The sequence below is a fragment of the Cupriavidus sp. FW216-B1 genome (assembly GCF_058789195.1).
In genome coordinates this window covers 23,762-47,789 of record NZ_JBYTEL010000001.1, presented here as the reverse complement: position 1 = coordinate 47,789, position 24,028 = coordinate 23,762, and the positions used below count along the sequence as shown (strand labels likewise).

Annotated in this window: 19 protein-coding genes and 1 pseudogene; 15 read left to right on the top strand and 5 right to left on the bottom strand. The window is 63.4% G+C overall.

The window, feature by feature from the left end; translation table 11 throughout:
* Window positions 1-11: 11 nt before the first annotated feature.
* Entirely contained in the window at window positions 12-992 is a 981-nt protein-coding gene (locus AC3WXD_RS00205) for a carbon-nitrogen hydrolase family protein (RefSeq protein WP_020204891.1), read from the bottom strand.
* Between the two features lie 444 nt (window positions 993-1,436).
* Between AC3WXD_RS00205 and cyoA the strand changes: the two genes are divergently transcribed.
* From cyoA to cyoE, 5 genes are read left to right on the top strand one after another with little or no spacing between them, the layout of a single operon-like run.
* Window positions 1,437-2,375 (top strand): ubiquinol oxidase subunit II, encoded by a 939-nt coding sequence (gene cyoA / locus AC3WXD_RS00200; protein WP_492322737.1) that lies wholly within the window; start codon window positions 1,437-1,439, stop codon window positions 2,373-2,375.
* Window positions 2,376-2,382: 7 nt separating this feature from the next.
* Window positions 2,383-4,359: a cytochrome o ubiquinol oxidase subunit I gene (gene cyoB / locus AC3WXD_RS00195; RefSeq protein WP_492322736.1), complete on the top strand. Its 1,977-nt coding sequence runs from the start codon at window positions 2,383-2,385 to the stop codon at window positions 4,357-4,359.
* 2 nt (window positions 4,360-4,361) lie between these two features.
* Window positions 4,362-5,009, top strand: coding sequence for a cytochrome o ubiquinol oxidase subunit III (gene cyoC, locus AC3WXD_RS00190; RefSeq protein WP_020204888.1), 648 nt, complete (start codon window positions 4,362-4,364; stop codon window positions 5,007-5,009).
* 2 nt (window positions 5,010-5,011) lie between these two features.
* Window positions 5,012-5,344: a cytochrome o ubiquinol oxidase subunit IV gene (gene cyoD / locus AC3WXD_RS00185; protein ID WP_029044009.1), complete on the top strand. Its 333-nt coding sequence runs from the start codon at window positions 5,012-5,014 to the stop codon at window positions 5,342-5,344.
* A 38-nt stretch (window positions 5,345-5,382) separates the two neighbouring features.
* A complete protein-coding gene (cyoE, locus tag AC3WXD_RS00180) occupies window positions 5,383-6,270 on the top strand; it encodes a heme o synthase (protein ID WP_492322735.1) in 888 nt (295 codons plus the stop codon).
* Here cyoE and AC3WXD_RS00175 read toward each other — a convergent pair.
* From AC3WXD_RS00175 to AC3WXD_RS00165, 3 genes are read right to left on the bottom strand one after another with little or no spacing between them, the layout of a single operon-like run.
* Complete coding sequence (locus AC3WXD_RS00175) at window positions 6,231-6,872, bottom strand: DUF6436 domain-containing protein (protein WP_492322734.1); 642 nt, start codon at window positions 6,870-6,872, stop codon at window positions 6,231-6,233. The two genes, cyoE and AC3WXD_RS00175, sit on opposite strands and share 40 nt — an antisense overlap.
* Window positions 6,873-6,899: 27 nt before the next feature.
* The gene (locus AC3WXD_RS00170; RefSeq protein ID WP_492322733.1) at window positions 6,900-7,235 is read right to left on the bottom strand and encodes a hypothetical protein; all 336 of its coding nucleotides are present in this window, start codon (window positions 7,233-7,235) and stop codon (window positions 6,900-6,902) included.
* 26 nt (window positions 7,236-7,261) lie between these two features.
* Window positions 7,262-8,866, bottom strand: coding sequence for a methyl-accepting chemotaxis protein (locus AC3WXD_RS00165; RefSeq protein WP_020204883.1), 1,605 nt, complete (start codon window positions 8,864-8,866; stop codon window positions 7,262-7,264).
* Window positions 8,867-9,528: 662 nt separating this feature from the next.
* On the opposite strand from AC3WXD_RS00165, the gene fdnG reads away from it, so the two are divergent.
* The 10 genes from fdnG to AC3WXD_RS00115 all read left to right on the top strand — a co-directional run bounded on the left by fdnG (window position 9,529) and on the right by AC3WXD_RS00115 (window position 23,126).
* Window positions 9,529-12,624 (top strand): formate dehydrogenase-N subunit alpha, encoded by a 3,096-nt coding sequence (gene fdnG, locus AC3WXD_RS00160; protein WP_492322732.1) that lies wholly within the window; start codon window positions 9,529-9,531, stop codon window positions 12,622-12,624.
* A 5-nt stretch (window positions 12,625-12,629) separates the two neighbouring features.
* Complete coding sequence (gene fdxH, locus AC3WXD_RS00155; RefSeq protein ID WP_020204881.1) at window positions 12,630-13,553, top strand: formate dehydrogenase subunit beta; 924 nt, start codon at window positions 12,630-12,632, stop codon at window positions 13,551-13,553.
* 4 nt (window positions 13,554-13,557) lie between these two features.
* Window positions 13,558-14,208 carry a formate dehydrogenase subunit gamma gene (locus tag AC3WXD_RS00150; RefSeq protein ID WP_492322731.1) on the top strand — a complete coding sequence of 217 codons (651 nt, stop codon included), beginning with the start codon at window positions 13,558-13,560 and terminating at the stop codon, window positions 14,206-14,208.
* On the top strand, window positions 14,205-15,122 hold the full coding sequence (gene fdhE / locus AC3WXD_RS00145; protein WP_492322730.1) for a formate dehydrogenase accessory protein FdhE: 918 nt from the start codon (window positions 14,205-14,207) through the stop codon (window positions 15,120-15,122). Before AC3WXD_RS00150 ends, fdhE begins: the two co-directional genes overlap by 4 nt.
* A 703-nt stretch (window positions 15,123-15,825) precedes the next feature.
* Window positions 15,826-16,056 (top strand): HVO_A0114 family putative DNA-binding protein, encoded by a 231-nt coding sequence (locus tag AC3WXD_RS00140; RefSeq protein ID WP_492322729.1) that lies wholly within the window; start codon window positions 15,826-15,828, stop codon window positions 16,054-16,056.
* Window positions 16,053-17,243, top strand: a complete 1,191-nt coding sequence (locus AC3WXD_RS00135; RefSeq protein WP_492322728.1) for a DUF6361 family protein — start codon at window positions 16,053-16,055, stop codon at window positions 17,241-17,243. Before AC3WXD_RS00140 ends, AC3WXD_RS00135 begins: the two co-directional genes overlap by 4 nt.
* 2 nt (window positions 17,244-17,245) lie before the next feature.
* A complete protein-coding gene (locus AC3WXD_RS00130; RefSeq protein ID WP_492322727.1) occupies window positions 17,246-19,057 on the top strand; it encodes a phospholipase D-like domain-containing protein in 1,812 nt (603 codons plus the stop codon).
* A complete protein-coding gene (locus AC3WXD_RS00125; protein ID WP_492322726.1) occupies window positions 19,054-22,200 on the top strand; it encodes a DEAD/DEAH box helicase family protein in 3,147 nt (1,048 codons plus the stop codon). The genes AC3WXD_RS00130 and AC3WXD_RS00125 overlap by 4 nt, the downstream gene beginning before the upstream one ends.
* A gap of 22 nt (window positions 22,201-22,222) precedes the next feature.
* On the top strand, window positions 22,223-22,705 hold the full coding sequence (locus AC3WXD_RS00120) for an AlbA family DNA-binding domain-containing protein (RefSeq protein ID WP_492323342.1): 483 nt from the start codon (window positions 22,223-22,225) through the stop codon (window positions 22,703-22,705).
* Entirely contained in the window at window positions 22,674-23,126 is a 453-nt protein-coding gene (locus tag AC3WXD_RS00115) for a hypothetical protein (RefSeq protein ID WP_492322725.1), read from the top strand. The genes AC3WXD_RS00120 and AC3WXD_RS00115 overlap by 32 nt, the downstream gene beginning before the upstream one ends.
* On the opposite strand, the pseudogene AC3WXD_RS00110 reads toward AC3WXD_RS00115, so the two are convergent.
* Window positions 23,120-23,806: pseudogene (locus AC3WXD_RS00110) on the bottom strand (site-specific integrase family protein); the annotation flags it as partial. The gene AC3WXD_RS00115 and the pseudogene AC3WXD_RS00110 sit on opposite strands and share 7 nt — an antisense overlap.
* Window positions 23,807-24,028 lie beyond the last annotated feature (222 nt).

The following is a 24,028-nucleotide window of genomic DNA, read 5'->3' as shown; positions in this document are numbered from 1 at the left end:
GGACGCGGCGCTCACGCCGTCCCGGCGCCGCACGCCGGCGCCTGCTGCCCCGCCTCGCCAGGGAAGGAAACCGGCGCCTGGCGCGCGCGGTTGACGCTCAAGTGGAAGATGTCCGGCCGCGCGTAGTGCCCGACCACGTCGAGGTCATACTTGCCGCGCGCGATTTCGCCCAGGTCGATCTCCGCGAGGAAGATGCCCTCGCCCTCGAATGACGGCGCCACCAGGACCTTGCCGAGCGGGTCCACGATGCACGAGCCGCCGCGGATCAGCACGTCCGGCGCGGCGCCCGCCGCGCGCGCCGGATGGCCGGCGGGAAAATCCGACGACGTCATGTACTGGCACGCCGAGACGACGAAGCAGCGGCCCTCGAGCGCGATGGTCTGCATGGTCGGCAGCCAGGTATCGCGCGCGTCCACGGTGGGCGCGCAGTACACCTGCACGCCCTGCGCATACATGGCCGTGCGCAGCAGCGGCATGTAGTTCTCCCAGCAGATCACCGCGCCGATCTTGCCCAGCCCGGAATCGAGCACCGGCAGCGTCGAGCCGTCGCCGAATCCCCAGACGAGGCGCTCCAGCGCCGTGGGCATCAGCTTGCGGTGCTTGCCGAGCAGGCTGCCGTCGGGGCCGTAGAACAAGACGCTGCAATACAGCGTGCCCCCGGCGCGCTCGATCACGCCGACCACCAGATGCACGCCGTTCGCGCGCGCGGCCTCGGCAATGAGCGCACACGACGCGTCGCCCTCCTCGATCGCGCCTTCGTGGTAGCGGCGGAATTCGTCGCGCCCCTCGTCGCTGCGCGTGCCGAGCCGGGCACCGAAATCGAGCCCCTTGGGGTATCCGCCCACGAACGCTTCCGGAAAGACCACGAGCTTCGCGCCGCGGCTGGCCGCGTCGCTGGTCAGGTCGGCCAGCTTGGCCAGCGTGGCGGGCGTGTCGTAGATCAGCGATCCCGCCTGGACGACGGCGGCGCGGTACGGGGCTGGATGGGACATGGCGGGTTCTCCCTGTTGCGGTGAATAAATCCATACAAAGCAAACTATGTATGGCATGTGAAATTGTTTGTATGGTCACATCATACCCAAGCGCGGGCGCGACGCATAGTCGCAGGCAATGCCAGTCCACACCTTGCTTTGCGCCGCCGCAGCGCGGCGGCCACAGGCGCGCCGCGGCATCCGCGGCGGATGGAATGGCATCTTCGCCCCTCGACCCAGGCCATACAAAATCACAACACAAACGCATACACAATGCCATACAATACATACACTAATTAAACACAACAAACTGTATGGATCTATGTGGATCGTATGGAAAACCGCGCGCCTGCCGCTCGCCGCCGGCGCGCGGCAGCGCCTGACACCATTCCCCCGGCTCGCAAGGATCGTCCGCCCCCGTCTTGCGCCGCCCCTTGAAGCGGTTCATGGAACCGAGGTCTTGAAATGAGAGAAACCTACCGAAATTGCCTTCGTTACCCGCTGGCCGCACTGGCCTTGTCGAATCTCGGCGGCTGTAGCTGGGTGCTGTTCAACTCGAAAGGCGCCGTCGGCATCGCGCAGCGCGACCTCATCATCACCTGCATCGGCCTGATGCTGTTCGTCGTCGTGCCGGCCATCGTGCTGACGTTCGTCTTTGCCTGGAAATACCGCGCCACCAATCCGAAGGCCAAATACACGCCCGACTGGGCCCACTCGACCGGGATCGAGATCGTGGTGTGGGGCGTGCCGCTCGTCATCATCGCGACGCTGTCGGTCATCGTGTGGCGCTCGACCCATGCGCTCGACCCCTACCGCCCGCTCGACGTGCCCGGCGCGCCGATCAACGTCGAGGTCATCGCCACCGACTGGAAATGGGTCTTCGTCTATCCCGACCTCGGCATCGCCACGGTCAACGAACTGACCTTCCCCGAGCACCGCCAGGTGGCGTTCAGCATTACCTCCAACTCCACCATGAACACCTTCTTCATCCCGCAGCTGGGCGGCCAGGTGTACGCGATGGCGGGCATGCGCACCCGCCTGCACCTGATGGCCAACGAGCAGGGGCAATACCGCGGGATGTCGGGCAACTACAGCGGCCACGGCTTCTCGGACATGAAGTTCGTCGCCACGGCCACCACGGAGGAAGGCTTCCAGCGCTGGGTGGCCCAGGTCAGGAGCTCGCCGCTGACGCTGGACCTCGACACCTTCCTCAAGCTGGCCAGGCCCAGCCAGCGCAACAGCGTCGTGCACTTCTCGCAGGTCCAGCCCGGCCTGTTCAAGAAGGTGATCGACCAGTTCGTCGGCGCCGGCGCGAACACCAGCGCCAGCGCCATCGTGCCCGCCGCCGCGCCTACCGCGCCCGACACGCCCGCCGCGGGCACGTTGTCGGCAAACAAGGAGTAAGACATTCATGTTCGGCAAACTGACCTGGGCCGACGTGCCGCTGCACGAGCCCATCATTGCAATCACGCTGGCCGTCATCGCCATCGGCGGCCTCGCGCTGCTGGCGGCGATCACCTACTTCCGCAAGTGGAACGTGCTGTGGCGCGACTGGATCACGACGGTCGACCACAAGCGCATCGGCGTCATGTACGTGCTGGTGGCCGTGGTCATGCTGGTGCGCGGCTTTGCCGACGCGCTCATGATGCGGGCCCAGCTGGCCGTCGCCGGCCCGGGCAGCGAGGGATTCCTGCCGCCGCACCACTATGACCAGATATTCACCGCGCACGGCGTGATCATGATCTTCTTCGTCGCCACGCCGTTCATCGTCGGGCTGATGAACGTGGTGGTGCCGCTGCAGATCGGCGCGCGCGACATGGCCTATCCGTTCCTCAACGCCTTCAGCTTCTGGCTGTTCGTGGTGGGCGCGGTGCTGGTCATGCTCTCGCTGGGCGTGGGCGAGTTCGCGCAGACCGGATGGGTCGCCTATCCGCCGCTGTCCGACCTCGAGTTCAGTCCGGGCGTGGGGGTGGACTACTACATATGGGCGCTGCAGGCGTCCGGGCTCGGCACCTTGCTCACCGGCGTCAACCTGTTCGTCACCATCCTGAAGATGCGCGCGCCCGGCATGACCCTGATGAAGATGCCGATCTTCACGTGGACGGTGTTCGTCACCAGCGTCATCATCATCGCCGCGTTCCCGATCCTGACCGTGGCGCTGGCCGCGCTGACGCTGGACCGCTACCTCGACTTCCACTTCTACACCAACGCGCTGGGCGGCAACCCGACGATGTACGTCAACCTGGTGTGGGCCTGGGGCCACCCCGAGGTGTACATCCTGGTGCTGCCCTCCTTCGGCATCTTCTCGGAAGTGACCGCGACCTTCGCCCGCAAGGCGCTGTTCGGCTACAAGTCGATGGTGGGCGCCACGCTGGCCATCGGCATCCTGTCGTTCCTGGTGTGGCTGCATCACTTCTTCACGATGGGCTCGGGCGCCAACGTCAACGCCTTCTTCGGCATCATGACGATGATCATCGCCATCCCGACCGGCGTGAAGATCTTCACGTGGATGTTCACCATGTACGGCGGGCGCGTGGAGTTCACGCCGCCGATCCTGTGGACGCTGGCCTTCCTGGTGACGTTTACGATCGGCGGCATGACCGGCGTGCTGCTGGCCATCCCGGGCGCGGACTTCCTGCTGCACAACAGCCTGTTCCTGGTCGCCCACTTCCACAACACCATCATCGCCGGCGCGCTGTTCGGCTACTTCGCCGGGCTGTACTACTGGTTCCCCAAGGTGTTCGGCTTCAAGCTCAACGAGCGCCTGGGCAAGTATTCGTTCTGGTGCTGGGTCATCGGCTTCTACCTGGCCTTCATGCCGCTGTACATGCTGGGCTTCATGGGCATGACGCGCCGGCTGAACCACTATGACAACCCGGCCTGGACGCCGTACCTGCACGTCGCCTTCGTCGGCGCGCTGTTCGTGCTGGCCGGCATCGCGTTCCTGGTCCTGCAGCTGATCGTCAGCATCCGCGACCGCAGGCACAACCGCGACCTCACTGGCGACCCGTGGAACGCGCGCACGCTGGAATGGGCCACGTCCTCGCCGCCGCCGTTCTACAACTTCGCGGTGGTGCCGCAGGTCGACGCGATCGATGCCTTCCACGTCGCCAAGAAGCGCGGCCTGCCGCCGCCGCCCGCGCACTACGAGCCGATCCACATGCCGCGCAACACGGGCGTGCCGTTCATCGTCAACGTGTTCATCCTGCTGCTGTGCTTCGCGCTGATCTGGCATATCTGGTGGCTGGCGTCGGCCGGCGCGATCGCCACCGTCGCCGCGCTGATCGTGCGCTCCTACGACGACGACACCGACTACTACGTCAGCGCCGAGGAAGTGGCGCGCATCGAGCATGCGCACGTCTCCACCCTGGCGCGCAAGGCTGCCTGACCATGACCACTCACATCCTGAACCACGCCGCCAAGGCGCACGCCCGCGGGCAAGAACACGGGCACGAGCACGAGCACGGGCAGGACGGCCACGCCCACGGCTCGGCCAAGGTCCTCGGACTCTGGGTCTACCTGATGTCCGACTGCATCCTGTTCGGCTCGCTGTTCGCCTCCTACGTGGTGCTCAGCGGCGCCTACGCGGGCGGCCCGACGCAGAAGGACCTGTTCGAGCTGCCCTTCGTGCTGGCCGAGACCTTCGTGCTGCTGTTCTCCAGCATCACCTACGGCTACGCCATGCTCGCCGTGCACCGCCGCGACAAGGCCGGCGTGCTGCGCTGGCTGGGCCTGACCTTCGCGCTGGGCGCGGTCTTCGTCGGCATGGAGCTGCACGAGTTCCATCACCTGATCGCGGCCGGCCACGGCCCGAGCCGCAGCGCGTTCCTGTCGGGCTTCTTCGCGCTGGTGGGCACGCACGGGCTGCACGTCGCGGCCGGGCTGGTGTGGATGGCCGTGCTGCTGCACCAGGTCGCCACGCGCGGCCTGACGCCCACCAGCGTGACCCGCCTGTCCTGCCTGAGCCTGTTCTGGCATTTCCTGGACCTGGTCTGGATCTGCGTCTTCACCATCGTCTACCTGTTCGGAGCATTTTGATCATGGCCAACCATGCGACTACCCGCGCCGGCGAGAGCCACGGCAGCGCGCGCTCCTACAACATCGGCTTCGCGCTGTCGGCCATCCTCACCGTGATCCCGTTCGCGCTGATCATGCACCCGGTGCTGTCGCGCCCGGCCACGCTGCTGCTGGCGGTGGCGTTCGCGGTCGCGCAGCTCGTGGTACAGCTGGTCTTCTTCCTGCACATGAACCGCTCGTCCGAAGGCGGCTGGAACCTGATCAGCTTCGTGTTCACCCTGGTCATCCTCTTCATCATCGTGGCGCTGTCGGTCTGGATCATCTGGAGCATGCACTACAACATGATGATCAACTGAGGCCACGACCCGCGCCGCGCCCCCCGCATCCCGAAACCATGTATCGCCCCTATCTTCAACTCACCAAGCCCGGCATCGTGATGGGCAACATGATCTCCGTGACGGGCGGCTTCCTGCTCGCCTCGCGGGGAGACATCAACTGGACCAGGGGCTGCCTCGTGGCGCTGGGCGTCGCGCTGGTGATTGCCTCGGGCTGCGTGGTCAACAACATCGTCGACCGCGACATCGACGGCCTGATGGCGCGCACCCGCAACCGCCCGATGGTCACCGGCGCGGTGCCCATGCCGCTGGCCCTGCTCTATGCGTGCGTGCTGGGGCTGGCGGGCGCCGGCCTGCTCTACGCGGCCACCCGGCAGGTCATGCCGGTGGCGCTCGTGACGATCGGCTACGCGGTCTACGTGGGCGCGTACACGCTCTGCCTCAAGCGCAGCTCCGTGCACGGCACGCTGGTGGGCAGCATCTCGGGGGCGATGCCGCCGGTGGTGGGCTATTGCGCGGCAAGCGGGCGCTTCGACGCGGCCGCGCTGACGCTGCTGGTGATGTTCAGCCTGTGGCAGATGCCGCATTCCTACGCCATCGCCATCTTCCGCGCCGCCGACTACCGCGCCGCGGCGATCCCGGTGCTGCCGGTGGTCAGGGGCCTGCCCGCGGCCAGGCGGCACATCGTCGCCTACATCGCCGCGTTCACCGGCGCCACGCTGATGCTCGGCGTCCTGGGCTATACCGGATGGCTGTACATGCTCGCCGCGCTGGCGAGCGGCATCTACTGGTTCAGGCTGGGGCTGGCGGGCCGCACCGCCGGCGACCAGCGGCGGTGGGCGCGCAAGCTGTTCTTCGCCTCCATCGCCATCATCACCGTGCTGAGCTTCGCGATGTCGGTGGACTTCTACCGGGCGCCGTCCGGCGTCACGCTCCAGGGACAGTAACACCCGACCGCCAGCATCGAGAACGGCTCGACCCGCTGCCCGGCGACGAGCTTGTCGAGGATCGGCTCGACGAAGCTGTTGGCCGAGCTGCACACCAGCCCCTGGCTGTAGGGCCCGGCATACGCCAGCCGGCCATCGGCCGCCCAGATCGCCATCGACGGGCTGGCCGGCAGCCGCTCCATGCCTTCGATGCGCGCCAGCGGCCTGAGCTTGCCTTGCAGGAACGGCGCCAGCGCGCCATGCGTGCCCGGCTTCTGCACGCTGTAGAAGTCGACCTTGGCGTTGCGGTACATCTGCGTCAGGTAGTTCAGGTGCGCGTCGGTCTCCTTGTTGCAGGTGGTGCAGTCCGGGTCCCAGAAATGCACCACCCGGATGCGGCCGGTGTTGCCGGCCAGTTCCGGCGGCAGGCGCAGGTCGGCATCGCCGAACACCACGGCGCGATCGGCGTAGGTGCGCAGGCCGCCCACGCCGAAGTAGCGCCACAAGCCGGCCCCGGTCGCGGTGAGGATGGCGACCGCGACGCACAGGAACACCACCACCGCCCGGCGGCGCAGGAAAGGAAGCGCCGGCTGGCTGCCGGCGTCCGCTGAAGAAAGGGACATGCGAATACGCTCCACCGGCGCGCGCAGTCAGGGCGCGCGCCGGAACTTGCTGCGGAACTGCTTTTCCATCTCCCGGCAGGCTTCCGCCTGGAAGCTGCGGGAGGCCGGCGACGCCGCCGCCTGGCTGCGGCGCCAGCACTGCGCGACGGCGTGGCGCTCGGCCGCCTCGGCCGCCGCGGTCTGCGGGCGCGAGACGCCGAAGACGAAGGCGCCCAGCAGCAGCGCGACGAAGACGCCGCCGGCGGCCATGACCAAGGCGAACCTGCGCCGCTGCGCCGGAGACGGCGGCTCGTCGCCGGCGCGCAGGTCCGCGGACTGGCCGGCGGCGGGCACGCGGGAAACCGCATCGGCAGGCGTCGTCATGGCTGCGGACCCGTGCTGCGCGGCCACTACGCCGCCGCCAGGGCCGGCGCCGGCGCCCGGCCGCCGAGCTTGAACACGCTCACGACCTGCGCCAGATGCGCCGCCTGGTGCCTGAGCCCGTCGACCGCGCTGGCGCTCTGCTCGACCAGCACCGCGTTCTCCTGCGTCACCTGATCGAGCTGGGTGACGGCGTCGCTGACCTGCGCGATGCCCTCGGTCTGCTCGCTGGTCGCGGCGCTGATCTCCGCGATCAGCGCGGCAACCCGCTGGACCTGGCTCACGATGTCGGCCATCGTCGTGCCGGTGGCGCCGACCAGGCTGGAGCCGGCCTCGACCCTGGAGACGCTGGCGTCGATCTGCGTCTTGATCTCCCTGGCCGCGCCCGCGCAGCGCTGCGCGAGCCGCCGCACCTCGCCCGCGACCACGGCGAATCCGCGCCCCTGCTCGCCCGCGCGCGCCGCTTCCACCGCCGCGTTCAGCGCGAGCAGGTTGGTCTGGAAGGCGATTTCGTCGATCACGCCGATGATGTCCGCGATCTTCTTCGAGCTCGCCGCGATCTCGCTCATGGTCGAGACGACCTGCCCGACCGCCGCGCCGCCCTTCTGCGCCGCCTCGTTGGCGGCAACGGCGAGCTGGGCCGCCTGGCGGGCGGACTCCGCGTTGTTGCGGACGATGCCCGTCATCTGGCTCATCGACGCGGCGGTCTGCTGCAGGCTGGCGGCCTGCGCCTCGGTGCGGCGCATCAGGCCGCTGTTGCCTTCCACGATGCCGGTCGAATCGGTGGCCAGCACGTCCGATGCCGAGCGCACGTCGCCGACCACGCCGGCCAGGCTTTCGCGCATGACCGACAGCGACGCCAGCACGCTGCCCGGCGGCGCCTGCCGGCCATCGGCATAGGGGCTGAGGTCGCCTTCCGAGACATTCCTGGCGACTTCGGCCAGCGCGCTCGGCTCCGCGCCCAGCTGCTGCAGGATGCTGCGCGATACCCGCCACGCCACCAGCGCGCTGATGACCAGTGCGAGCGCCAGCGCGGTCAGCATCAGGTTCAGGAAACCGCCGGCCTCGGACAATGCCGTGTCATTTTCCTGGCGAATGCGCTTTTCCTCGAAATCGATAAGCCGGTTGATGGTGGCCAGCCATTGCTCGTATTGCGGTTTTGCGCGCTCCCACAATAATTCGCGGATAGCCGGCTGCGAAAGCGCATCGGCGGCGGTTCCCGCGATGATCGCATTGGTGGTGGCCACCGCGGCAGCCTCGGCCGCGCGAATGTCGCGATACAGCGCCAGCACCTCCTGCGAGGTCCGGGTGGAGGCCAGCAGCGACTCGATGCCCGCGGTCGAGTCGGCGTAGAAGCGAGCCCTGGCCGCGATGAAATCGACCTGCTTCTGGCGCTCGGCGGGCGTTGCGGCCAAGACCACGTCGCGCACCGCGATCGAGCGGTCATGCGCGGAACCGCGGAAATTGATCGCATAGCGCTGGATCACCGCATGGCGCTCGCTGTTCGCATGCAGCGCGCTCTTGATGACGTCTACCTTGACCATCGCCACCGCGGTCACCGCGACGAGCACGGCGAAGATCAGGCCAAATCCGGCGTAAAGCCGCGCGCTTACCCGCATTCTGGAAAACAGCATATCGAACCCCTTGTAATCTGGTTATTTTTTTCAATTATTTCATGGGCCAATTTTTGCGCGATGAAAAATAACTTTTATCCCAATAGGCCAAATCAATTCCATTCCGGATTAATTGCGACATTTAGACGCATCCGCGCGCACCGGGTCGCCCGGCGTTGTGCCCCGCACCCATGCACACGCATCGCGCACGGCAGGCGCCCGCGTCGGAGCCGCGCAGGCCCGGCGCTACAGGCAATGCCCGCGGTAATGCGCGCGAGGCGGCCGCCGGAGGTGCCAGATGGCTATCGGCGCGGACCGGCGCGGTGGATGTCCAAGGTATATCCAATGCAGATCCATACAATATCAATACGTATGGAAAATACGCTATCAAAGCATAGCATGACATGAACTGCATGGACATAAAACGACTAGATGACTTGACAAAGCCAGCAAAGCGCCACTCGGCTTTCCCCGCGTAAGGCGGGATCGATAAAAGTCGCTTTGGCTTCGCTAATATGTCTTTTATCTCATATTTGCTGCCAAGACACGTCAAATATGTGACTTTTTAGCCATCGAGTTATGTTCACAAGGACCTGTCTCTGGCAATCCGTGGAAATTTCATCTACAGTTCGCGTAACTTTTATAGATCCATACATACGAATTTCTGTATGGATACAATTCAAATGCAAAGTGAAGCCCCCAAAACACGCGCGAACACACGCGCGAACCTGCATTTCGGTCGAAGGCAGTTTCTGAAGTTATGCGGCGCAGGGGCGGCCACCGCCACGGCAACGGCCCTCGGGTTCGCGCCCAGCCCGGCAAGGGCGGCCGACATCCGGCAGTACAAGCTGCTGCGCGCCAGGGAAACCCGCAACAACTGCACCTATTGCTCGGTCGGCTGCGGCCTCCTGATGTACAGCACGGGAGACGGCGCCAAGAACGCCAAGGCCAGCATCTTCCACATCGAAGGCGATCCCGACCATCCGGTCAGCCGCGGCTCGCTCTGCCCCAAGGGCGCCGGCCTGGTCGATTTCATTCATAGCGAGAACCGCCTGAAATACCCGGAATACCGGGCGCCCGGCTCCAACGAATGGAAGCGCATCAGCTGGGACGAGGCCACCACGCGCATCGCCCGCCTGCTCAAGGACGACCGCGACAAGAACTTCATCGCGCGCAACGAGAAGGGCGAGCTGGTCAACCGCTGGCTGTCGAGCGGCATGCTGGCCTCGTCGGCGGCCAGCAACGAGACCGGCATCCTCGACTTCAAGTTCGCGCGGGCGCTGGGCATCCTCGGCCTGGACTGCCAGGCCCGCGTGTGCCACGCGCCCACCGTGTCGGCGCTGGCGCCGACGTTCGGCCGCGGCTCGATGACCAACAACTGGGTCGACATCAAGAACGCCAACGTCATCCTCATCATGGGCGGCAACCCCGCCGAGGCGCACCCGGTCGGCTTCAAGTGGGTCATCGAGGCCAAGATCCGCAACGGCGCCAAGGTGATCGTGGTGGACCCGCGCTTCAACCGCAGCGCGTCGGTCGCGGACATCTACGCACCGATCCGGGCCGGCTCGGACGTGGCCTTCCTGATGGGCATGGTCAAGTACCTGCTCGACCACGACAAGATCCAGCACGAGTACGTCAAGGCCTATACCAACGCCAGCCTGATCGTCAGCGAGGGCTACCGCTTCGACGAAGGCCTGTTCAGCGGCTTCGACAGCGCCGCCGGCAAGTACGACAACCGCACCTGGCTCTACGAGCTGGACGCCAACGGCCACGCGCTGCAGGACCCGACGCTCACGCATCCCCGCTGCGTCTTCAACCTGCTCAAGGCGCACGTCGCGCGCTACACGCCGGAAATGGTCTCGACCATCTGCGGCACGCCGCAGGAAGACTTCCTGCGGATCTGCGAGATCATGGCCTCGACCAGCGCGCCCAACCGCACCGCGACGTTCCTCTACGCGCTGGGCTGGACGCACCACAGCAGCGGCGCGCAGATCATCCGCGGCTCGGGGATGATCCAGCTGCTGCTCGGCAATATCGGCATGGCCGGCGGCGGCGTGAACGCGCTGCGCGGGCACTCGAACATCCAGGGCTACACCGACCTGGGCCTGCTGTCGCTGCGCCTGCCGGGCTACCTCAACCTGCCCTCGGACAGCCAGCAGACGCTGAAGCAGTACCTGGACGCCAGCACGCCCGCCGAGCAGTTGCCCGGCCAGGTGAACTACTACAAGAACACGCCCAAGTTCTTCGTCAGCCTGATGAAGAGCCTCTACGGCGAGCACGCCACGCGCGCCAACGACTGGGGCTACGACTGGCTGCCCAAGTGGGACAAGAGCTACGACATGCTGGCCTTCTTCGACCGCATGTACGAAGGCAAGGTCAACGGCTACATCGCGCAGGGCTTCAACCCCATCGCCGCGATGCCGGACTCGAACAAGATCCGCGCCTCGCTGGCCAAGCTCAAGTTCCTCGTCATCATCGACCCGCTGCAGACCGAGACCTCGACGTTCTGGCGCAACCACGGCGAGTTCAACGACGTCGACCCGGCCGCGATCCAGACCGAGGTGTTCCGCCTGCCCTCCTCCTGCTTCGCCGAGGAAAACGGCGCGATCGTCAATTCCGGCCGCTGGCTGCAGTGGCATTTCGCCGGCGCCGAGCCGCCCGCCGAAGCGCGCCACGACGGCCGCATCCTCGGCGGCATCTTCATGAAGATGCGCGAGCTCTATGCGAAGGAAGGCGGCGCCTGCCCCGAGCAGGTGCTGAACATGACGTGGGACTACCAGGACCCGTACAACCCGGAGCCGGAGGAAGTCGCCAAGGAAGCCAACGGCTACGCGCTCGAAGACCTGCGCGACGACCAGGGCCAGATCTTCGCGCGCAAGGGCGAGCTGCTGTCCGAATTCGGGCAGTTGCGCGACGACGGCTCGACCGCCAGCTTCAACTGGATCTTCTGCGGCTCCTGGACCCAGGCCGGCAACCAGATGGCCCGGCGCGACAACACCGACACCGGCCACGGCGCCACGCCCGGCTGGGCCTGGGCCTGGCCGGCCAACCGCCGCATCCTGTACAACCGCGCCTCGCTCGACCCGATGGGCAAGCCGTGGGACCCCGAGCGCATCATCGTGTCGTGGGATGGCCGGCGCTGGTCCGGCAGCGACGTGCCCGACTACCCCGCGACGGCGGCGCCGGGCAGCGGCGTGAGCCCGTTCATCATGCTGCCCGAAGGCGTGGGACGCCTGTTCTCGGTCGGCGGCATGGTCGACGGCCCGTTCCCCGAGCACTACGAGCCGATCGAGAGCCCGCTGGTGAGCAACCCGCTGCATCCGGCGGTGACGTACAACCCGACCGCGCGCGTCCTCCCCAATGACCGCAAGCGCATGGGCACGCGCGACGAGTTCCCGTACGTGGCCACCACCTACGGCCTGACGGAGCTGTTCCGCCACTGGACCAAGCACTCCCGCCTGAACGCCATCATGCAGCCGGAGCAGTTCGTGGAGATCGGCACCGCGCTCGCGGCCCGCAAGGGCATCGCCCACGGCGACATGGTCAAGATCACGACCAAGCGCGGGTACATCAAGGCCAAGGCCGTGGTCACCAAGCGGGTGAAGACGCTGAAGGTCGCCGGCCAGGATCTCGAGCAGATCGGCATTCCCTGCAACTGGGGCTACGAGGGCGCGACGCGCAAGGGCTTCCTCGCCAACACGCTCAGCCCGAGCGTGGGCGACGCCAATTCGCAAACCCCCGAATACAAAGCCTTCCTGGTCAACATCGAGAAAGCCTGACCGCCATGTCCATGCAATCCCAGAACATCATCCGGCGCTCGGCGACCAGCAACTTCACGCCGGCGCCGCGCGCCCGCGAGCACCAGACCGAGGTGGCCAAGCTCATCGACGTGTCCGTGTGCATCGGCTGCAAGGCCTGCCAGGTGGCCTGCTCCGAGTGGAACGACCTGCGCGACGAGGTCGGCCACAACGTCGGCGTCTACGACAACCCGGCCGACCTCAGCCCGCAGACCTGGACGCTGATGCGCTTCGACGAGGTCGAGCACGAGAACGGCAAGCTGGAATGGCTGATCCGCAAGGACGGCTGCATGCACTGCGAGGACCCGGGCTGCCTGAAGGCGTGCCCGAGCCCCGGCGCGATCGTCCAGTACGCCAACGGCATCGTCGACTTCCAGTCGGAACACTGCATCGGCTGCGGCTACTGCGTGGCGGGCTGCCCGTTCGACGTGCCGCGCATCAGCAAGCAGGACAACAAGGCCTACAAGTGCACGCTGTGCTCCGACCGCGTCGGCGTGGGACAGGAACCGTCGTGCGTGAAGACCTGCCCCACCGGCGCCATCAGCTTCGGCAGCAAGGAAGACATGAAGGTGCTCGGCGCGAGCCGCGTCGAGGAACTGAAGACGCGCGGCTACGACGGCGCCGGGCTCTATGACCCGCAAGGCGTCGGCGGCACCCACGTCATGTACGTGCTCCAGCACGCGGACAAGCCCGAGCTGTACCACAAGCTGCCGCGCGACCCGAAGATCAGCGCGATGGTCCGGGGCTGGAAGGACTGGCTCAAGCCCGTGGCCGGCCTGGCCTTCGCCGCGACCGTGGCGGGCTTCCTCACCCACTACGTGGGCGTGGGGCCCAACGTCCCCAAGGCGCCGGACGACGAGCCGGACGACCCGCAGGCGGCCAGCCGCAAGACCGCGGCGACGGAGGAGTGACGCCATGACCGAAAAAGAACCGATCCTGCGCACCGGGTTCGCCGAGCGCCTGTGCCACTGGCTGATGGTGGCCTGCTTCATTCCCGTGGCGCTGTCCGGCCTGTCGTGGTTCTTCCCCAGCCTGAGCTGGCTGTCGGGCGTGCTCGGCACGCCGCAGCTCGCGCGCGTGCTGCACCCGTTCCTGGGCGTCCTGGTGTTCATCCTGCTCGCCTTCATGTTCGCGCGCTTCGCCCATCACAACGTGCTGGTCAAGAGCGACCGCCTCTGGTTCCGCAACGTGAAGGCGGTGGTGCTCAACACGCCCGGCGCGCACAAGCTGCGCATCGGCAAGTACAACGCCGGCCAGAAGGTGCTGTTCTGGCTCATCATGCTGGCCATCGCCGCGCTGCTGGCCAGCGGCCTGGTCATCTGGCGCCGCTACTTCTCCGGGTACTTCCCGATCCCCGTGATCCGCCTGGCGCTGCTGCTGCATGCGATGGCGGGCATCGGGCTGGTGCTCCTGATCGCCGGCCACGTCTACCTGGCGATCTGGGTGCGCGGCTCGATCTCCGGCATGCTGACCGGCTACGTGTCGCGCGCCTGGGCGCGGCATCACCACGACCGCTGGTACGACGAGATCGCCGGCGCCGGCAAGTCCGACGGGCACCGGCGATGAACCGGCCCGTCACGGACACCGTCGCGCTGGACAAGCGCAGCCCCGGCGTCAAGGACATCGAGCCGCTGCTGCGGCCGAAACTGGACGTGCTCTACGCGCACCGCTCCGCCCGCCTGCGGCACCTGGCCGCGGACCATCCGGAAGCCGGCTACCTGCTCTTCATCGCGGCGCTGGTCGACCGGCAGCGCGAGCTGCTTCTCGGCGAGCCGCTGCCGCGGCCGGCAACCACCGGCCCGCGCGACGGCGCGAGCGGCCCGCTGCGCGCCGGCCTGGACGAAGAGCCCGCGCGGTCGTACTGGATGGCCGCGCTCGGCCAGCTGCTCGACCACGCGCGCGCGACCGCGCCGCAGAGCGTGCTCGACGCGCTCGAGCCGCTGCGCCGCGCCGACGACGCGGCGCGGGCGCAGATGGCGGCGAAGCTGCTCGACGGCAAGTCCGGCGAGATCGGCGCGGGCGCCGCGCTGTTCCTCTGGACCGCGCTGTCGCTCACCGCGGCGCAGTACGCCGATTTCGTCCTGGCCGAACCCCAGGCGCCGGCCCCGCGACAGGAAAGCAGCCTCTGCCCGCTGTGCGGCTGCGCGCCGGCCGGCAGCCTCATCATGAATGGCGACCGCGCCGGCCTGCGCTATCTCCACTGCCCGCTGTGCGAGACCCGCTGGCACATGGTGCGCTCGAAGTGCTCCAACTGCGGCAGCGCCGCGAAGCTGGACTACTGGAGCCTCGACGACCTCGAGGCGCCGGTCAAGGCCGAGAGCTGCGGCGACTGCCACGGCTACCTCAAGGCCTTCTACCGCGAGCGCGACGAACACGTGGAAGTCTGCGCGGACGACCTCGCCACGCTCGCGCTCGACGCCGCCGTCGCGCAGGAGGGCTACGGGCGGACCGGCGTCAGCCCGTTCGCCTTCGAGGCCTGAACGCGGGTCCGTCCCCGGCCGGGACGGACCGCGGCGCGCATCCGGAAATGAAAAATGTCTTTTGTCGAGAATTTCCTGCAGCTCGATCGCGCGAAAAAACGTAACCAACACAATAACTTAGGCTGAGATCCAGCGTTTGAGTGTCGATGGCAGCTGACGGGCTGAGAGCCACATGGGTGCAATGCAAAGGCAAGCGTGGGGGTGATCCAGCAGGTGCTACGCGGTGCTCGATGACAGTATGGCTTCTCGCGGGTGAAGTGGAAGCGGGTGATCGAACAACGACGGCGCGAACTGGCGTAGCGCCTGATGCCGCCATATCGCCCCCATCGCGCGGCTGCTGGTCGTCAGAGTAAATCGGCGCAGGCCAGCAAATTCTCCGCCATGCTGCAATGAGTCATGGCGGCGGCCATGTGTCGTTCCAGTCCCAGCAGCGCCAAAGTCCGTTCGATTTCATCATGGGGAAGCCGGACACAGCATCACATGCGGGCGCTGCACCACTCTTGCTGAAACAGTCCCCTTCGGTGGACAACGTTGTTCTGCTTGTATGCCCGCCTGATAAACTGGCGTTCATTTTCCATCCGCCTGACCATCTGCGATGAAACGCTGCATCGTTGGTATCCGCCACCCCGAGGAACGGAGCCCTCCGGCGACTGGCCGGGGCCAGCCTTCAGTTTGGTTTCCGTCTATATCAACGATGGCGGCAGTGCTGTCCGAGGACAACCGGGCGCTGCTGCGCTTGATCCGCGACCAGCGGCCCAAGTCGCTGACGGAACTCGCGGCACTCTCCGGGCGGCGCGTGCCCAACCTGTCGCGCTCGCTGCGGATGGTGGAGGGCTACGGCTTGGTCAAGCTCAAGCGCGACGGTCACGGCGTGGAGCCGGTGGCGACAAAATTCATGGTCGTGCTGAATGACCCAAAGGGTTCCAAAGCATGATTGGGTGGGCTCTGTTCTCACGCAAAGACGTTGCCGCAGCGGAGCAGGCGCTGCGTGCTGACGAGCAAGGTGTGCGCGATGAGATTGGCTTTCTCGCCCTGCATCAAGCATTGGCCGACCGATTCTTCCCCGGCACTTCAGTGCTGCACACCCGCTTGCGCTATGCCCTTTTCGTGCCTTGGCTGATGCTTCACGCTGAAGGCAACCAGAAGCGTCTGCGCGAATCGTCATTGCTCCTGACACAGCAACTGGCAGCAGCCAACCAAAGCGGCGTCATTGGTCAGCGTATTCTGCCGCGTGAGCCAGCACAAACCCCGGCGATGATCTACTGGAGTGCGCTGGGGCGCTGGGACATCTTGCAGCCTCGTATTGACGGCATTGTGCCTACGCGAGCTCAGGTGATGAAGCGCATTGCGCTTGCCGCGAAGAACTCGACCTTGAACAGACTCGAAATAGACGGTGAGCGGATTGCAGACGCGGAGACTTTGCCGTTTGTGCGCCTGCCCGACCCGCCTGCTGGGTTCCCGCGAAACGCGGATATGAATTTCACCCTATTGAAAAGGGAACAAGATTTCCTGCGAGACAAACTCATGGCAGCTCTACGTGAAGACAAAAAACAGAGCTTGTTGGGACGATTGGCTGCGAAGAGTGTTGACGTAGGCGAGGCGGATGCCGCATGGCATGACATCATCCTGCAAGCCGCCGACGATGAGGACAGGCACTATTTGAAGCTGGCGCAGCAGGCCTCGTCATTGGCTGGCATTGGTCGCGCCGTTTATGCGGCATTGGTGGAGCAAGCCAAGAATCAAGATGAGGGCGCGAAGAACCATGAATATCGGAATTACCTGGGTACGATGTGCGATGAACACAGACAGCAGGCACTCGCGCTGGATTTTCAGGCATTGCAAACAGCGTTGCCGAATCTTCCATCAAGTCTCCTGAGTGTCTTGGGCAGGACCAAAGAGTGGCTTGGTGGCCAGAGAAAGAGCCTGAACGGCCTTGGAGAGATCTATTGCAGCGCGGAAGTTCAGCGTAAAGGAAGAAAAGCAAGGCTTGGCCCCAGTGAGGGAGCCAAGCGCCGCCGTGCTGAATGGAATACGCCCCAGATGTCCTATCCCCAAGCGGAGCCGCTGCACTATCGTTGGTTTCGGGTTCGTCAACTGCTCAATGACTTGAACGGGAAATGACCATGCCATTTCCCCATCTACCTTATCTCGACGAGCTTCGACCTGAACCCGGCTGGCGCACGGAGCGTGCGGTGGTGTCCACCTATTCGGCGCAACTTCCCGTGGTGGCGGCAACGCTGCTGGCGTTGGCTGGTGAAGTGGATGAGAAAGGCTCAGGCTCGCGCGTGGGATTGGTGCGTGCATTGCGCGAACTGCGTGGAAAAGTGCATTTCTTAATGCAATCAGGTCGCCTGACGCAAGGGCGGCATGACACAGCAATTTCGGCGCTGTTCGATCAATTTCTCTTGCAGGTTCCTTGGGATGAGGATGCACAGGGCAACGGCAAGTCGTGGCACGCCAAGTTCGCACTTGCAAGACAAGTGAAGGAAGACGGTTCAAGTGGAGAACGCTGGGTTTTTCTGCTGAGCAGTCGAAATCTCACGATGGATACCTCTTGGGATATTGGGCTGTCACTGGTGGGTGGCGACTCGTCACGCGACCGAAAAGAGCATATCCAACAGCCCATCAAGGGAATCGGCGAGCTTGCGCAAAATCTGGCAACCACATTCCCTGAGCTTTCTTCGTGGGCTGGCTTGGGCAAGGCACTGGAAAAAGTGTCGTGGTGGGTTCCCAAAGGATGGTCTATTTCCGATTTGCGGCTGATGTTGCCGGATCAACAAGGCCGCACATTGCCTAGGTCACCTGATGACTTGAAGCGGGTGGTAGCGGTTTCGCCGTTTCTGGATAAGGGCGCGGTGGATGAAATCCTGAAATGGCCTGCCGGCGGACATGAATTGCTTTCCACGCATAGTGAGCTGGATCGTGTATTGGGCGGCGCAACTCTGACTACAACCACAAAGCTGCTGGCCTTGGCCGAGACAATATTTGATGAACCCGCAACCCAACCCGAGGATGGCAGCGCGTATGAAACCGATCAGATTGGCCTGCACGCGAAGATGATCTACGCGGAATACGGCAAGGCTTCGTCCTCGCTTTGGTTGGGCAGCCCAAACCTGACGAAGCGGGCGTGGATGCGCAATGCAGAAGCGTTCGCACAGATTGACAGCAACAGCAAGCAAGGTCTGGAAGCGCTGCGCAGCGGCGTACAGGATTTGCTGGATCGAGCAATTTCTGTCAAGAACCCCAAAGCGACCTTCAGTGAGAAAACCGTCGAAGAGCGTTTGGCACAGGCGCGCAATCAAGTCGCCGCAAACCTTCTGGAGGCAAAGCAGAAGCGCGGTACTAATGGGCAGCTTTCGATTTCCTGCAAGGTATCCCCGTGTCCTGATGATGCGGAAATCACGCTGCAATGCAGTCAGATTCGAGGTTCGCTTGCCGAATGGGAACGCAGCTCGAAGGATTTCACCTTCGCAAGCGTAACGGCGGCTGTGGATTCCAGCTTTGTGCATTGCCGCCTCAACTTGAAAGATGCCTCGGTCGCATGGGTGCAGCTCATTCCCTTTGACCCGCCACTGGACATTGAGAAGCGGGACGCGCGAGTGTTGAGTGAGTATCTCGGTTCAGCCCAAATGCTGAACTGGATTCACAGCATTCTCAGTGGCTATCCCGATGGTGATGAAGGCGGGGCTTGGGATGCCGAACGAACAACGGGATGGCATACGGACAGGGCCGCGATGCGGCTTGAACTACCCACCTTGGAACAGGCTTTGCGAATGTGGTTGAAAGACACTGCGCGTCTGGACGAGGTGGATCGCATCGTGGCACTTCGAAGGAAAGTCCATACAGATGACAACGATTCCGCCAAGGTGGACTTGGAGCAATTTATTTCCACATGGACAGTTGTCCGTCAGGCATTGAAGGGCAAGCGGAGATGAGCATCAAGCCGCAGCCATTCCAGCAAGCAACGATTGATGCCGCGCTGAAAACCTTGACCTGCAAGCAAGGCGCGCGCCGCTTCCTTGTTGCCGATGAAGTTGGCTTGGGCAAGACCGTGGTTGCCGGCGGCGTGATTCAGAAGTTGGTCGAGAAGAAAGCGAAGAAGGCCCAAGGCCCATTGTGCGTTCTGTATGTCTGCTCGAACTTGGCTATTGCTAGGCAGAATATGCAACGACTGCTGTCATTCCTGCCGACTGAAGCGGAGCGTAAGACGGCAATCGGCTTGATTGATCGCCCCAGCCTTCTGCCAACGCAGGAACGCCCAACGCACGCATCGGTCAATGTTTACCAGCTTACACCCGCCACCGCCGTCCCGACTCGCGCGGGGCAGTCACGCGATGGCCGCAAGGAGGAGCGCGCGTTGGCTTTGGTGCTTCTTCGTCAAATTCTTCCCGACAAATACTCTGATGGGCGAACGACTTCGGCAAAAAAGCTGCGCGAGGCTTTTCAACGAAACGCGGGGGAGTCATTTGAAGATCTCGTGCAGCATTATGCAAACGTGGCGCAACAATACAATGAACTCGGCGGCGTGGGCTTTCGTGATGGCTTTCGGCAAGCTCTGCGTGGACTGTTCGATCTGGATGCTGGTGCGCACCTTCCGCCACTCGTGAATCAATGGTTGACTGATGGCAAGTATCAAGACCTTGTTGCTTTGGCACGCACCGCACTTGCAATTGCCGCGTTACGCGATATCAGCCCCGCCCTAGTCATCTTTGATGAATTTCAACGCTTCCGCGATCTCACCGAAGATGCTGATGAATCGGATTCTGAATTGGAAGATCGTGAACGGGCTGCCAGCCGAGTGATGAATGCGATTCATGGTGACGGCGGCAAAGATTCCCCCGCATTGCTGTTACTATCGGCCACGCCATACACACCGTATCGGAGCCACCACGAGAAGGATACCGACGGCAAAGGGGACAACCAAAGCTCAGACTTCTTTGATCTGGTGGCTTTTCTTGCCAATGACAAGAAGAAGCGCGACGAGCAGCAGCATATTTCTGCTCAAGCCAAGGCGTTGTTTCGCAAACTGCAAGATGAACTTCGCAAAAGCGATATTCATTCAGACACTGCAAGAAAATCACGAAAAAAATTGATGGAATTGCTGTCGCCGCTGATGTCTCGCACCGAGCGCACCAGCATCAACTCGGTGGCGACGCAAGCGGTCATTGAAATTTTCGATGAAGAAGTTTTGAATCCTGGTGACTTACGGCCATTTACGCAAATGGATGAATGCTTCAGCAATGAGCATCCTCATGACCGTGAATGGGTCGTTCCGCTATGGCAATCCGTTCCCATGCCACTGCAAACTCTTGGCAGCAAATATCTGGCATGGAAGCGCAAAGACAAGATGCCTGATGCTAAGGAACTCGATTTCACGCGAGATGCCCGTAATGCCTATCGTGCACCGAAGACTTGGCCCCATCCTCGCTTGCGCAAGCTGCTTGCAATGACATCGCAGCCGCAGATGGTCATGCCATGGTTGCGCCCTTCGTTGCCGTGGTGGCCGTTGTCAGGTGGCTGGAAAGCAGCAGATGCAAATTCCGATGACCACGGAAAAGTTCTCGTTTTCAGCCGATTCCGCGCCGTTCCTCCGGCGCTTTCGAGCGTGTTGAGTTTTTCTGCTGAACAACTTGCAAACCAACAATCTGGAAAGCGCGCCAACTATGAACAGCTTGGCAAACGCAAGCATTGGTTGAAGCCACGGGCGGAGCTTCTGCCGACGTTCCATCCGTCCCCCTTGTTGGCTCAACTGGAACCCCCATGCGCGCAAATGGGAGATTTGCGTCCAACGATGGTTCAGCAACTGCGAGCAGTGTTGGAAAGTCTTGGCATTCGTATCGTCAGAAACACCAATCAGCGCCGAAAGCCTTGGGAATTGGTTGCTGCATTGGAGTGCAAGGCCGGGCTATGGGAAGCGTCATGGACAGGCTGGAAAGGAATTGCTGATACGGAGAGCGAATTTGGCTCAACCTTGACAAGGTGGAACGAGGTAACACGAAATTCGGGAATTACGGAAATTTCGACAAAGGAATTGGGTGAACTGGCGATGTTAGCGCTGGATTCTCCCGGCGTTGTTTTCCTTCGCGCATTGAAACGCCATTGGAATGATGCTGGCGATGCAAAGACCTTACCAAGTATTGTGGAAACGGTCTGGAATGGTCTCCGCAACTATCTCAATCAACCGTGGTTTGCTGCCGCACTGACAGACCGCAAGAACAAGAATTATCCGACTGCTTTGCGAAAGGCGGTGGTTGATGGCGGATTTGAGTCGGTGCTGGATGAACACTTCTGGAACCTTTCGCGGGACTACTCGGAGGATTTGCAGGGCGCACTTTCCGAGATGGAGGGCGCGTTCCGGTTGCGCGATATCAACGCGAAATTTCACGAAGGCATGGGTGACGATGGGACGTTCACGCTTCGCTGTCATTTGGCTGTTCCGCTCAGTGATGCGAAAGCCAGCACCCAAGACGAACCGGAAAATGAACGGCCATTGCGCCCGGATGAAGTGCGGCGCGCCTTCAACAGCCCGTTCTGGCCTCGCGTTCTGGTGACGACTTCCATCGGCCAAGAGGGTTTGGATCTGCATCCGTGGTGCGATTCGATGGTCCACTGGGATCTCGCGCCCAGCCCGGTCGCGCTGGAGCAGCGCGAGGGGCGCATCACGCGATTTGCGGGATTGTCTGTGCGCCGCGCCATCGCCAAGAAATTGGGCAGCCAATCAACCAGCGGCAGTTTTGGCGTCAGTCCGTGGAAACGACTGGCGCAAATGGCCGAACAACCTGAACGAAATCTTGCGGATGCCTCCGGGTTGGCTCCATGGTGGAATGTGGATGGGGCGGTCTGCCGCAGCCACGTTTTCTCAACCAGCAGCAGCGAGCAACGCAGGAAGCACGAATCCTTGAAGCAGGAGCGTGCTTTGTATCGGCTGGTGCTTGGAATGCCGAATCAAGACGACCTGATGAGCATATTGAAAATCAGGTTGCACGATAAGGGCGAAGCGGACGTGCGTTCCGCGTGTCTGGATTTGTGTGCATACAACTTGGTTACAAATGCGGCTGATGGAGAGATTGGCCGATGACGATCACGAACAATAAGCTCCCATCAACCTCGACGATCTGCTGCGTCAGCGCACGGTCGAAGGCGAGCGCATCGAGTGCAAGACCGGATGGAACCCGGATGCGATCATCCGCACGCTGTGCGCCTTCGCCAACGACTTCGAGAACCTAGGCGGTGGCTACGTGGTGATCGGGCAGGACTGCGACGCCAACGGCCAGCCCATCTTGCCGCCGGTCGGCCTGCCCGACAGCCAGTTCGACAAAATCCAGCGCGAGCTGCTGGCGCACTGCCAGTTGATCCAGCCGCCGTATTTCCCAGTGTTGAGCATCGAAGTGGTCGAGGGCCGCAACCTGATCGTGCTGCAAGCACCGGGCGGGCAGACGCGTCCCTACAAAGCGCCGGAAGCGGTCACGGCCAGCAAGAAAACGTGGCGCTACTACATCCGCCGCTACAGCACCACGGTCGAGGCCAAGGGCGGACACCGAACAGGAGTTGTTGAGCCTGGCGGCCAAGGTTCCGTTCGATGACCGCTTCAACCCATTCGCGCGTGTCGATAATCTCTTCAAGCCCTTGATGCAGGACTTCTTGCAGGAAGTCGGGCGCGCACTGGCGACGGATGCGCCGGGGCTTTCCGTCGAGGCGCTGGGGCAGCAGATGAACGTGGTGGGTGGCCCCAGCGAATCGCCGTGGCCCAAGAACGTGGGCCTGCTGTTCTTCAACGAAACGTCGGAGCGGTTCTTCCCCGGCGTGCAGATAGACGTGGTCTGGTTCCCCGAAGGCGCGGGCGGCGACCGCTTCGACGAGAAAGTCTTCAAGGGGCCGCTGGCGCTGATGACGCGAGAGGCATTGAGCTACATCCAGCGCAACTTCCTGCACGAAACGGTCATCAAGTACCCGGATCGCGCGGAAGCCACGCGGCTCTGGAACTTCCTCTATGCCGCCATGTAGTGCTCCAGCCCTTCCGCTTCCATGCGCTCCAGATGACGGAACAACTTACTCATGTCTTCGTCGCTGATGAGGTGGGTGACCTTGCCGTCGGGGTACACCGGGACATGGCGGCAAGGGTCGGTCCCGTCGGGGCGGTAGCCCCATACTTCGGCCAGGTTGAACATGCGGCGCATGACGCTGAATGTACGGTTCGCATCGGCGGGCTTGTGGGCCATCTTCTTCATCGCTGCGGCAACGTCGGAACGCTTCACGTCCTGCACCTTCATGCGGCCCAGCAGCGGAATGATGTTGCGGTCGATGACGCTCTGATAGCCTTCCTGCGTGCTGGGCTTGTTGCGCTGTTTGGAGTAGTCCTCCATGAACTTGCCGCACAGTTCCTTGACCGTGGGGGCGGAACGGGCGGCAGCCTTGGCCGCGCTGGGATCGCCTCCCCGCCGTACCTCGGCCATCCATTCCTGTGCCAGTGCGCGGGCCTGCTCCACGGTGAGTTCACCGTACAGGCCCAAGGCGGGTTTGCGGCGTTCGCCCGCGTTGGTGCGGTACTGGAGCATGAACACCTTGCGGCCCGCTGGGGTAATCTTGCACATGAAGCCGGGTACGACGGTATCCCGCAACTCAATGGCCTGCGCCTGGGGTTGCGCTGCATCGACGGCAGACTTGGTGAGCTTGATCTTTGCCATGATGACTCCTCGGAAAGCCCCGTTTCCCAAGAGCCTCATAGGGGCCAGCAAAGAGGGAAGCGGGTCAGGTTTCGGAATGCACCGGCATATGCTGAACTCGCCTAAGTAATTGATAAACCTGCCACATCTGGCTTCGGCGCAGCCCAGCGAAGTGCCAGGCTGGAGTCATCGTGAAATGAAAAAAGGGCCTGCAGCGGCAACGCTGCAGGCCCTCGAATTTCT